Below are 12,474 nucleotides of genomic sequence, written 5' to 3'. Positions count from 1 at the left end.
TAAGGTTTCTAGTTATTAACCGTTATCAACATTAAAGCGGCACATAAGTCACTAACAACCCTTCTAAAACAAATAGTATAATAAACGGAACAACCAAATAGCCCATAACATCACGGGCTTGTATTTTAATACCTACACCCATCACAGGGAGACAGTGAGCAAAAAGAAAGGCTGTAACAAGTTGCTTAAGCTTTCGTCTTAGTCTGCTGATATCCAAAGTGGAGCACCATCTTCCCATTTATTGTGGGTAAGTCTTACCTTTTTGCCACCCTCTAAACGTATTGCGGTAATTTCTCCATACATCTGAGGACTAAAAATATAGTTTTGCACTAAAGGTTGCTCATCATTAATACCAAATTCTTCAGATGTGAATATAAGCCACTTCCCATCAGGTGAAAAATGAGGATGACCTTCTTGACCTGTGTAAGTTGTGATTTGTTTAGGGTTACTCCAGGTGTTATCTGCCTGTCTGGTAGCAATAAAAATATCCATTGTTTTCACTATACCATCTAGATCTGTGCCGTTGACATCAGAACAGAAAGCAATCTTGTTGCCGTCGTGTGAAATAACTGGGAAGTTCTCCTTTGCAGGGCTATTGGTGAGATTGGTTAAACTTTCTCTTTCTTCTATATAAATGTCCGTATTACCAGACCTTCCGCTTCTAAAGACCATTGCAGTGTTGTCTTTAGAAAAATCAGCAAAGCCATTATTGCTCGCTACATCCGTAATCCTCTCAAGTGTTTTGCTTTCAAAATGGTATCTGTAAACACTACCTTGAGCATTAGGATTGGCTCTGAATCCACCCACAGAAAATTGAAGGTACTCTCCGTCTGGTGTGAACTTGGTGTCAATTATTCTAATTAGTAATGGGTTAAAATTCGGATCTGCTTCAAACTTAAAGAGGTGAGTTACTTTATTTGTAGAATAGTCAACCGAATAAAAGTCTGGTCGAACATCAAAAAATGAAGGTAGTAATACTGCGACATAGGCCATTACTAAACCATTAATTAAAAACATTAGGTAATAGTGTTTGTAAAGTGGAACTATGCCTTTTTTTTCTGCTTTACGTTTTTTATAAAAATACCGTGCAACTAGTGCCAGAAAAATTACCAAGCTGAATGAAATAAGCGCGAACAACCTTACATTGTTTACTGGTAACGACATTTCTATAAGCCTTCTTATAAATTCTACCGCAAAAACCACAGGTATAGCTACTGCTACTATCGAAAACAACAAATATTTCCAGAATGGAATTTGCTTTCTTTTCTTAATGCTATTAATAATTCCTAAAATCAGCCATATAATAGCAAATAGCGGGAGCAATGCAAGCGGTATAACATATAACGTTAAAAGGTCTTCAGGACCATTTGCAGGCAAATAGTCATACACTATTTCTTTTCCGTCTATTGTTGGTGGTGCAGCAAAGGCTCGTCTCACTCCGAATAAGTCAAGTGTTCTATTTTCTAATGTGGCCGTTTCAGGACTGTTTTTAACCAATAAGTCACCTTCAAAGCCAGCTCTGTTTTGATCAGTTTGTTCTAATTTTTCACCTCCATGAAAAACCATAATTCCATCAGGGTGATAGTCTATATTAAACATATCAAAACCCTGAACCAACGTGGAGTCAATCTTTTGGGTTTCTGTATTAATACCAAGTATTGAAAAGGCCTTGTTGCCCTCATTAAGATTCGTAAATAAAAGTTTGTTTTTGGCAGTTATAATTGGTGAAAAGCAACTTAATCCACCTAGTGAAAGTACCTTCTGTTTTTCACCCTTTTGTGTCATGCTATAAAGAGCAGCATTCCCATTTCTGTCGCTATAAAAGTATATTTCTTGGTCATCCATTGACCAGGACGGACTACCGTCCCAACCTTCGGAATCTGTTAGTCGAGTTGGACTTCCGCCATCAGCAGGCATGGTGTAAATATCTCCTGTGCGTTGCATAGCAAACACAAAAAAGGGATGCGGTTTGATGTCGTGGTCTCGATCACTAGAAAAAGCTATTGTTTTTCCATCATGCGAATACTTCGGCCGAAAATCACCTCCATCACTATTGGTTAGATTTTGAGCCTGCGAAACATCCAAAGTATCGGTAGGGCTAAACCGAAGCTTGTAAATATCAGCATTGCCTTCGTGAGTAGATAGAAAAACGATATGCTCACCATCTGGTGAAAAATCCACTTGATCTTGCATGGAGTTGCTACTTACCAAAAGTCTGGGCAAAGTATCACCTTCTATACTTTTAATGAATAAATGAGGAGGGCCATTTCTTTCTGAGGTAAAAACAACCCACTTTCCATTAGGGCTTATTTTAGCATCATAATCTAAGCTTTCATGATTCGTAAATGCTGAGAAATTTTTTCCATTGTCTTTGGATATATGGATGTTCCAACCTTCAGGGCGAAATGATGAATAAAAAATTTTATCCTCAGACTGTGAGAAGAGTGATGCATTTAAAAACAAAAATGCAATCACAAGTAGTGATGACTTCTTCATAAAGCTAATTTGCTGCTAATTTATAGTATGAGCCTTAATCAATAATTTATGCCAGATATTAAGCTAAGATACATTTTAAAAGTTGAAAACCAATAAGTTAGAATTTATAATTGTTTTGATTTATCAATTTAGCGGTACATAAGTCACCAACAACCCTTCTAAAACAAATAGTATAATAAACGGAATGACCAAATAGCCCATAACATCTCTCGCTTGTATTTTAATACCCTTTCCCATAACGGGGAAAATAATAAGTAGGTAAAACGGCTGTAATAGATTAGTGAGACTTTCGCCATATGCAATAGAGAGAGAAGCTCTTGTTACCATTTCAGTAATCTGTTCTGGTGGTAGGCCTACTCCTATAGCTTTTACACCTTCAATAATACTTGGGCCAATAACAGCAAACTCACCACCACCAGATGGTATTGCGAAGTTTACAGCTCCACCGGTAACAAAGGCTAAAAATGCATAAGAGTCTAACGTGCCTACAGAAGATATGAGATCCGCTATAGTAGTACCTAAACTGGTGTGCAACATAATGCCCATAATCCCCGCGTAAAACGGATATTGAAATAATATGCCAGATATATTACTGCTTGAGCGTTTCATGGCAATGCTATAGCACATAGGCGTTTTGTGGAGTAGAAGCCCAACAATGATAAAAATAAATATCATAATATTAAAGTTGAGGTTGAATCCGTTGTTATAAAAATAATACAGAATAAAAACCACTCCCATTAGTCCCACTAAGCCTTGTAAAACCCAACTATTGTTTAAAGAATCTGATGCAGCTTTAAAAGGCAGTTTTAAGCCCTTAGACTCATCAGTGATACTTAACTCTTTAACAGGCGATTTGTCTATAAGCATATCTTTTAATTCTCTAAAGCCAGTAATTCTAGGAATAATGAGATAGGCAATAAGTGGAACTATGACTAAAAATACGCCAAGCATTATTAGATTTAAATTAGAACCTAGAGTCTGTGATGTAGGTATCACAGAAGCTAAAATATTACCTTCTATCAAGAAATTATTCTCTGTGTTTAAGAGTAAAGGAATTGAGCTTGATAAACCTGTAACCCAACTTCCGCCAGAAAAATAAACACATGCCACTAAAAAAGGATAATTAATACCCTTTATTCGCATGGCTAGTTCTCTAGCCAAAACGGCTGCAATCACTATCCATCCAAAACTAATGAGGCTTAATAAAGCACCAGTGAATACAACTATGATATAAACGGCAACTGGGCTTGTAATCTTATCAGCAAGTTTATCTATAAGTCTGCCTATAGTTGGTGAAAGTGCAATGCTAAGTCCTGTGACAATGATGAGAGTAATTTGCATTCCAAACTCCAATAAATCAAAGAAACCTTTATACCAAGATGTAATGACATCTATGGTACTTGCATCTGTAAAAGCAAATGCTAATGTCCCTGTAAAAAGGGTTAGAACCAATGCAAATACAAAGGCACTTGGCATGTATTTGGTAAAGAGATCGGTAAATTTTTGACCTAGTTTAGTGAGCATGAGGGTGTTGGTTTAGGCGCACTAAAGTAACAAACTTTAGATTAGTATGTCCTGTTTGGCTATTTAAATAATTAATTCAGCACACTCTTAACGATTCGTTAATTAACATTAAACGATGCTTCTTTAACTCCACGCTAACAGTCTCGCTTTTTATTAGGGTCTACCTTGTTAACACTAAATTAATTAATCAATCCTATTATGAAGACAATTACTCAAGTAGCATTTTGTCTAATGCTATGCTTATCACTAACTACTCAAGCTCAGCTCAATACTCCTAGAGGGAGTCAGCAAGCCACAGTAACACAACGGGTAGGAACAACAGACATTAGTATAACTTATTCACGTCCTAGTGTCAATGATCGCGACATATGGGGAAGCCTCGTGCCTTACGGCCTAAACGATTTTCAATTCGGAACCTCAAAAGCCGCTCCTTGGCGTGCTGGTGCCAATGAAAACACTACGATTTCATTCACGCACAACGCAAAAGTTGAAGGCAAAGCTATTGCTGCAGGCACCTACGGTTTACATTTTATTGTGAATGAGAACAACACAGCAACTTTAATATTATCAAACGATTCTAATGCTTGGGGAAGTTATTTTTATAACCCAGCTAACGATGCCTTAAGAGCAGATATTACAACAGTTGAAGTACCACACCATGAGTTACTGACCTATGAATTTAACGACGTTAAGGCCAATTCAGCTACAGCACAATTGGTATGGGAAAAGAAAGCCTTCCCGTTTACCATTGAAGTCGATGTCACAGACATTGTGCTTAGCGACATTAGGGCAGGTTTTAAAGGTCAGGCAGGATTTACACGTCAAAACTGGGAGCAGGCTGCAGGTTATGCCTTAAGTAATGGAGGGGATTTGGATGAAGCATTGGCGTGGGTAAATAACGCCATTGAGGGTCAGTTTTACAGTCAAAAAACCTTTGCGAACCTTCAATTAAAAGCACAAATTTTAAGTAGAATGAATAGAGCAGATGAAGCAGCGGCCGTTATGGACGAAGCATTGCCAATGGCCAATGTGTTACAAGTGCATCAATACGGAAGAACGTTGATTGCTAATGGAGATAAGGACAAAGCTTTAGAAGTGTTTAAAATGAATGCGGAAAACAACAAGGATACCTGGCCTGTTCATTATGGTCTTGCAAGAGGGTATTCAGCCAAAGGGGATTATAAGACTGCTTTGAAACATTTAAGAAAAGCATTGGCTAATGCACCTAACGATGCAAGCAAAGGTAATGTGCAAGCCAATATTGACAAATTAGAGAAGGGTGAAGATATTAATTAGTGTAACAATCTTTGATTTATAGCGTTTAACCTATTAAGATTCATCATCAAAACACGTTCAGTTCTGTTTTGAAACCCAGCAGCGATGCTGGGTTTTTTTATTAGTGAAACCCAAAACTTAAAAGCGTAGCGCCTTAAGTTTTGTCGGTTGAACTAATCCCGATTTTTTGCGGGATCTCAGGTGTAATGCCTCGAAACTTGTTTCGGAATGGAAAAAGGTTTTTCCGTTGAATACCTCGTGGGCTTGCCCCGAGGATATTTATTTAGAGGTCTTCAAAATAGTTTGATTTGGATTGATTTTAAAACAAATGTTGACCTGATGCTATATGCGCTAACAATCTTATGTTTCAAGCAAAGATTTCTAGTGCTTCTTTCGTAGGTTATACTAAATCATTAACAAACATAAAACAATGTCATTATTAACTATCATTTTATGCCTTTTACTGCCACCATTGGCAGTATTTCTAAAACACGGATTGGGCACCGAATTTTTAATCAGTTTACTGCTAACACTTATAGGGTGGTTGCCTGGTGTCATTTATGCATTTTATGTGAACAGTTAATAAATAAGAAATATGGAAAATATATTAGTAGCCGGTGCAAACGGCACTACAGGAAAACAAGTCGTTAACCTTTTAAAATCATCACAATACTTCAATCCTATTGCTATGGTCAGAAAAGAAGAGCAAATCAATCAATTTAAAAAAGATGGAGTAGATGTTGTTTTAGGGGATTTACAAAAAAATCTGGCACACGTCGTAGAGAATATAGATAAAGTAGTTTTTGCTGCAGGTTCAGGAGGTAAGAATGTTGTTGAAGTGGATCAGGAAGGAGCAAAACGTTTAATCGATGTTTCTAAAATGGCAAATGTCAAAAAATTTGTGATGTTAAGTTCTATGGGAGCTGACAACCCTGAATCCTCTGAGGAGTTGCAGGATTATCTCGTAGCCAAACGCAATGCAGATGTTCATTTAGAGAATAGTGGCTTAAACTATACCATAGTCCGGCCAGGTGCTTTGAATAATAAAAATGGAAATGGAAAAATAGAATTGAGCAAAACACTTAATAAAAGAGGTGAAATCAGTAGGGCAGATGTTGCACAGACATTAGCACATGCAGTGCATGATAGTTCTCCCAACAATACAACCTTCGAAATCCTAGAAGGTGATACATTAATAGGTAAAGCATTTGATAAACTAAACAGTAATCAGAACTAGGCTCGTCCTATTTCTCATCAATTATTAGTTATCAAAATTAAAGTCGAATACTAAAAATTATAAAGAAAATGGAAAATTTAAATAAGAAAACAGTAGCAATTTTAGCAACCAATGGATTTGAAGAAAGCGAATTAAGAGAACCGAAAAAGGCTCTTGAAAATTCAGGTGCAGATGTACACATCGTTTCTTTGGAATCTGGAGAAATCAAAGGATGGTCAGATGGTAACTGGAGTAACAGCTATAAGGTAGATAAAACCTTAAACGAAGTAAATCAAAAAGATTATAATGCTCTAGTGCTTCCGGGAGGACAAATAAACCCAGACATTTTACGGAAGGATAAGAATGCAGTGTCATTTGTAAAATCATTTTTCGAAGCTCATAAACCAGTAGCTGCAATATGTCACGCACCTTGGTTATTAGCTGAAGCAGGTGTTTTAGAAGGAAGAAAAGTGACGTCATACGATTCTATTAAAACGGATATGGTAAATGCTGGTGCCAATTGGGTCGATGAAGAGGTTGTTGTGGATTCTGGATTAGTGACTAGCAGGTCACCAAAAGATTTACCAGCGTTTAATGCAAAACTTGTAGAAGAAGTTTATGAAGGAAAACATGCAGAGCAAACTGTGTGAAACACATAAGTAATTGAATTTAATTTCAATTATTTTAAGGAGAGACATCTATGGTTGGATGTCTCTTTTTTTAGCTAATATAATTCCAGATATTACGATACTTGCTCATTTGTTTGTAGGTATACAGAATGGCTTTATGCTCTGGCAATGTAAGAGTTGGGTCTAGATGCAACACCTTTTTGGCATAATATCGTGCTTGGTTTAAAATATCTTTGTCTTTAATAACATCAGCAATTCTCAGGTTTAGTACTCCACTTTGTTGTGTCCCCATAATATCGCCTGGACCTCGAAGTTTTAAATCAACCTCGGCAATTTCAAAACCGTCGTTAGTATGCACCATGGTTTGTAGCCGAGTTTTGCTGTCGCTACTCAATTTATGACTCGTCATTAAAATACAATAACTCTGTTCAGCACCTCGACCGACGCGACCACGTAATTGATGAAGCTGAGATAAGCCAAAGCGTTCGGCACTTTCAATAACCATAACAGAGGCATTCGGCACGTTAACACCAACTTCAATGACAGTGGTAGCTACCATAATTTGGGTTTCACCCTTGGCAAAGCGTTGCATTTCATAGTCTTTATCTTCGGATTTCATTTTACCATGTACAATAGAAATCTGATAGTTGGGCATCGGAAATTCTCTCGAAATACTTTCATAGCCATCCATAAGATCTTTGTAATCCATTTTTTCACTTTCTTGAATCAGCGGATAAACGACATAAATCTGCCTGCCTTTTGCTATTTCATCCTTTATGAATTTAAAAACTTTCAAACGATTATTATCATAGCGATGCACCGTTTTTATAGGTTTTCGTCCTGCAGGCAATTCATCTATAACCGAAATATCCAAATCACCATAAATAGACATGGCTAAAGTCCGTGGAATAGGGGTTGCTGTCATCACTAAAATGTGGGGTGGAACAGCCCCCTTCGTTTCCCCCAGAGGGGGAATGTTTTGAGTGGTACTCTTCTTCCACAACTTCGATCTTTGTGCTACTCCAAACCGATGTTGCTCGTCGATAATAGCAAGTCCTAAATTTTTAAATTTAACCTTGTCTTCGAGTAGGGCATGAGTGCCAACCAAGATCTGTAAATCACCATTTTCTAAAGATTCGTGAATTTCTTTTCGTTCTGAAGTTTTACTTGAACCTGTTAATAGTTTTATGCTGATATTTAATGGTTTACATAACTCATGTAAACTGTTATAGTGCTGTACTGACAAAATTTCAGTCGGCGCCATTAAGCAACATTGAAAACCGTTGTCAAGTCCTATGAGCATTGACATAAAGGCGACTATGGTCTTCCCGGATCCTACATCTCCTTGTAAAAGGCGATTCATCTGTGCTTGACTCCCTAAATCTGAACGGATTTCTTTTAAAACACGTTTTTGCGCATTGGTCAATTCAAAGGGCAAATGCTCCTTGTAAAACGTATTAAAGTAATGGCCAACCTGATCAAAAGTAAAGCCTTTGATTTTAGATTTATGAATAAGATTCTTGAGAATAAGTTGTAGCTGAATGTAAAATAGTTCTTCAAATTTCAATCGAAATTGAGCTCTTGCTAAAAGTTCTGGTGACTTCGGAAAATGAATGTTGAATAACGCTTCAGATTTAGATAGTAATTTGAGTTCGCCTTTTATGGTTTCGGACAAGGTTTCTACAAATTTTCCTTTTGTTTCTAAGAAAAGTTGCTGCATTATTTTAGAGACAACCCGATTGGTAATGCCTTTGTTGCTCAATTTTTCTGTTGATGGATAAATGGCTTGCATGGCAGAACGCAGGTTTTTTTCATGCTCAGAGACCAGTTCAATGTCTGGGTGTGGCATGCTAAACTTGCCATTGTACCAGTTGGTTTTCCCGAAAATGACGTATGGAGTGTTAGTTTTTAAGCTTTCTCTAATCCATTTTTGACCTCTAAACCAAACGAGTTCCATTGTTGAGGTATCATCCTGAAATGTTACCACCAAGCGTTTGCCACGTTTTTTTGCAACCTCCTTAAAAGAAGTGATTTGACCTATAATCTGAACTTCGGCGGAGTTTTGTTGTAATTCATTAATCTTATAATACCGTGTTCGGTCGATGTAACGATTAGGAAAAAGGTTGAGCAAATCTTGATAGGTGTGAATGCTCAGCTCGGACTTTAATAAATCCGCACGGTTGGGGCCAACGCCTTTGAGGTAATCGATAGGTGTTTGTAAGTTCACACTCATAGAGCGAATTTACCCAATTCCTTTGAAAAAAGGAATCTCTTTCTTGTCATTCAGAACAAAACGAAGAATCTCAGTGATTTGAAAGAAAGCTTGGGTTTGTCATTCCGCACGTGATGCGGAATCTCATTTAGAATTCCAGTAATTTTAATTATTTAGATTCCTGCTTTCGCAGGAATGACAGAATATTGTATTTTGGTCTCATTCTTGATGTCCTAATCGTATGAAGCAACTATTTATAGCATTTTCCCTTTTTTTTTCAATTTTCAGCTTCTCTCAGCAGACAGATAATGTCGATTTTTTAAGGTTGGAAGCGTCCATAAGCTTTTATCCTGACTCTTCTAAAGTCTACGGAAGCGGTAAGTACAGCTTTAAAATATTGAGACCAGTTGATTCAGTGTATATAGATGCTAAAGGATTTAAGTTGGATACGACTATACCAGATTGGGTTAATAACGGGTTAAATTATTCTTATGACGGAAAGAAAATTTGGATAAAAGGGGATTTCAATACTGGGGAAACTTATGAATTTAATTTTGAGTACGAAGTAATCCCCAAAAAAGCGCTATACTTTTTAAAAAGAGGAGGGGATTGGAATATCTGGACACAAGGCCAAGGAAAATATACGAGTAATTGGTTGCCTAGTTTTGACGATGTTAATGAAAAAGTGGTTTTCAACTTAGCTTTCTTATATAGGCCTGACTATACAGTTTTGTCAAATGGTTCTTTTAATAAGAGGTTTGATAAACATTTGGCTCAAAACGTTTTTGTCTTTAATATGGAAAAACCCATGTCCAGTTACCTCGTTGCATTAGCTCTAGGTAGATACAACAAGAAAACAGAAACCTCTAAAAGCGGTATTCCACTAGAATATTACTATTACCTAGAAGATTCATTAAAGGTTGAGTCGACGTATCGTTACTCCAAACAAATGTTCGACTTTTTGGAAGAAGAGATAGGCTTTCCGTACCCGTGGCAAAATTATAAGCAAGTTCCTGTACACGATTTTCTGTATGCTGGTATGGAAAATACAACACTCACTATTTTTTCTGACGCCTATATGGTCGATGAGATTGGTTTTAATGACAAAAACTACATCAATGTCAATGCACATGAACTGGCACATCAATGGTTTGGAGATTTGGTGACAGCAACATCTGGAGAGCACCATTGGCTTCAGGAAGGCTTTGCAACCTATTATGCGTTATTAGCAGAAAAGGACATTTTTGGAGAAGATCATTACCATTTTAAATTATATCAAACAGCTCAGGAATTGGGTCGGCAAGATGATGCCGGACAAGCAACATCACTATTAAACCCTACGTCGAGCAGTTTAACCTTTTATCAAAGAGGAGCCTGGGTATTGCATGCCTTGCGAGAAAAAGTTAGGGACAGTGTGTTTAAGCCTGCTGTTTTAAACTATTTGAACGCTCATCAATTTGATAATGTTGAAACCCACGACTTTATAAGTGAAGTTGAGGCTTTATATGGTGAGTCTCTCGACGCTTTTGTGGACAAATGGATTGTGGCTAAGCCTTTCCCGTTTGATGATGCCATACAGCTTCTAAAGTCCAAATCATCCTTTATTCATGAATATGCTATGGTGGATTGTGAGGCCAAAGATTCAAAATGTTCAGAATATCTCAGTTATCCGATTTCTGATGAGGCCAAGGTGAAAATTATTGCCCAAGCACCTAGCTTGGTTGATAATGAAACGTTCCGGAATTCTGTGAAGGTACGCCAGGCCATTTCGCAATATGTGACAAAAATTCCACAGTCCATAAAGGCTAATTATGAAACACTTCTGGATGATAAATCATACATCACCATTGAAAGTGCATTGTATAATTTATGGTTGAATTTTCCTGAAGAGCGTTCAAAATATCTCAGTAAAACCCAAGATGTAATAGGCTTTAATGATTACAATGTTCGTTTGCTATGGTTGGTTTTAAGCCTAAATACTTTGGAATACCAATCGGAAAAAACAGAAGAGCTATTTAATGATTTGGTTGGCTATACAGATTCAAAGCACAATTTTGAGTTACGTATGAATGCTTTTAGATATTTAGAGCTATTGAAAGCTTGTGATTTAGATTGTAAGTCTAATTTAGAGCAAGCAAAGTCGCATCACAACTGGCGAATGGTTAATTTCGCAAAGGATATGCAAGAACGTCTAAAACAAAACGATTAAATGCGGGCATTGGTTATTTCTGGTGGTGGAAGCAAAGGTGCCTTTGCAGGTGGTGTTGCACAATATTTGATGGAGCGCCAACATAGAGAGTACGATCTCTTTTTAGGGACATCCACAGGGAGTTTGTTAGTGCCTCACTTGGCAGCTAACGAGATTGGAAAACTCTATGATATTTTTACAAACGTACAACAGCACGATATTTTTAGTGTCAGTCCTTTTGTACAGCGGAAAAAAGGAAATCGGGAATTTGTATCTATCGATTTTGTTAATTCATTGTGGCAATTTATACGGAGAAAGCGTACGTTTGGTGAGAGTAAAGCCCTTAAGCGCAATATCCGTAAGAATTTCACTTACGAGGAATATCAAAGAATAAAGGCTACTAAAGAGGATGTGGTGGTCACTGTTTCAAACTTAAGTATGAATAGAGTGGAGTACAAGTCTATTAAAGACTGTACCTATGAAGAGTTTTGCGATTGGATTTGGATTTCGTGTAACTATATTCCCTTTATGTCATTAGCAAAACGAAATGGTCACGAGTATGCCGATGGTGGCTTGGGTTGTGTTATTCCTATTAGAGAAGCCATTGCTAGAGGTGCGACTATAGTCGATGCTGTTGTGCTTGAGGCTGAAACTATGGATAAGCAGAAAATATTGGGTAAAAATCCTTTCTCCCTAATGATTAGTTTGTTTGGACATTTGTTGGATCAGGTAGAGCGAAATGATATTGTCATCGGTAAATTAGCCGCTAAGACCAAAGACGCCCAACTGAATTTATATTATACACCGACGAGTTTAACCGAAAACTCTTTGATTTTTAGTAAACCATTGATGGAAAAATGGTGGCAACAAGGCTATGACTATGCTGAAAAACGTCACGAAGACCAGGCGTTGATGAGTGATTTGAGGTGATTAA

10 protein-coding genes are annotated in these 12,474 nt (G+C 37.3%); 6 read left to right on the top strand and 4 right to left on the bottom strand.

Annotated elements, in window-relative coordinates:
- Positions 1–31 precede the first annotated feature (31 nt).
- The 3 genes from ACFEMA_RS12150 to ACFEMA_RS12140 all read right to left on the bottom strand — a co-directional run bounded on the left by ACFEMA_RS12150 (position 32) and on the right by ACFEMA_RS12140 (position 4,020).
- The gene (locus ACFEMA_RS12150) at positions 32–238 is read right to left on the bottom strand and encodes a hypothetical protein (protein ID WP_411768481.1); all 207 of its coding nucleotides are present in this window, start codon (positions 236–238) and stop codon (positions 32–34) included.
- Positions 199–2,496, bottom strand: a complete 2,298-nt coding sequence (locus tag ACFEMA_RS12145; protein ID WP_411768480.1) for a hypothetical protein — start codon at positions 2,494–2,496, stop codon at positions 199–201. The genes ACFEMA_RS12150 and ACFEMA_RS12145 overlap by 40 nt, the downstream gene beginning before the upstream one ends.
- A 123-nt stretch (positions 2,497–2,619) precedes the next feature.
- Positions 2,620–4,020 (bottom strand): TIGR00366 family protein, encoded by a 1,401-nt coding sequence (locus tag ACFEMA_RS12140; RefSeq protein ID WP_411768479.1) that lies wholly within the window; start codon positions 4,018–4,020, stop codon positions 2,620–2,622.
- 198 nt (positions 4,021–4,218) lie between these two features.
- Between ACFEMA_RS12140 and ACFEMA_RS12135 the strand changes: the two genes are divergently transcribed.
- From ACFEMA_RS12135 to ACFEMA_RS12120, 4 genes are all read left to right on the top strand, one after another.
- The gene (locus ACFEMA_RS12135) at positions 4,219–5,316 is read left to right on the top strand and encodes a DUF2911 domain-containing protein (protein ID WP_411768478.1); all 1,098 of its coding nucleotides are present in this window, start codon (positions 4,219–4,221) and stop codon (positions 5,314–5,316) included.
- Between the two features lie 409 nt (positions 5,317–5,725).
- Positions 5,726–5,878 (top strand): YqaE/Pmp3 family membrane protein, encoded by a 153-nt coding sequence (locus ACFEMA_RS12130; RefSeq protein ID WP_411768477.1) that lies wholly within the window; start codon positions 5,726–5,728, stop codon positions 5,876–5,878.
- A gap of 12 nt (positions 5,879–5,890) precedes the next feature.
- Positions 5,891–6,532 (top strand): SDR family oxidoreductase, encoded by a 642-nt coding sequence (locus ACFEMA_RS12125; protein WP_411768476.1) that lies wholly within the window; start codon positions 5,891–5,893, stop codon positions 6,530–6,532.
- 68 nt (positions 6,533–6,600) lie between these two features.
- Positions 6,601–7,161 carry a type 1 glutamine amidotransferase domain-containing protein gene (locus ACFEMA_RS12120; protein ID WP_411768475.1) on the top strand — a complete coding sequence of 187 codons (561 nt, stop codon included), beginning with the start codon at positions 6,601–6,603 and terminating at the stop codon, positions 7,159–7,161.
- 70 nt (positions 7,162–7,231) lie between these two features.
- Here ACFEMA_RS12120 and recG read toward each other — a convergent pair whose 3' ends face one another.
- A complete protein-coding gene (recG, locus tag ACFEMA_RS12115; RefSeq protein ID WP_411768474.1) occupies positions 7,232–9,373 on the bottom strand; it encodes an ATP-dependent DNA helicase RecG in 2,142 nt (713 codons plus the stop codon).
- Between the two features lie 220 nt (positions 9,374–9,593).
- On the opposite strand from recG, the gene ACFEMA_RS12110 reads away from it, so the two are divergent.
- Together ACFEMA_RS12110 and ACFEMA_RS12105 are read left to right on the top strand one after the other, a co-directional pair.
- Complete coding sequence (locus ACFEMA_RS12110) at positions 9,594–11,561, top strand: M1 family metallopeptidase (protein ID WP_411768473.1); 1,968 nt, start codon at positions 9,594–9,596, stop codon at positions 11,559–11,561.
- Positions 11,562–12,470: a patatin family protein gene (locus ACFEMA_RS12105; RefSeq protein ID WP_411768472.1), complete on the top strand. Its 909-nt coding sequence runs from the start codon at positions 11,562–11,564 to the stop codon at positions 12,468–12,470.
- The last annotated feature ends 4 nt before the right edge of the window (positions 12,471–12,474 follow it).

It is taken from the genome of Winogradskyella sp. A3E31 (assembly GCF_046720935.1).
Taxonomy (GTDB): Bacteria; Bacteroidota; Bacteroidia; order Flavobacteriales; family Flavobacteriaceae; genus Winogradskyella.
This window is presented reverse-complemented; position numbering and strand designations above follow the sequence as displayed.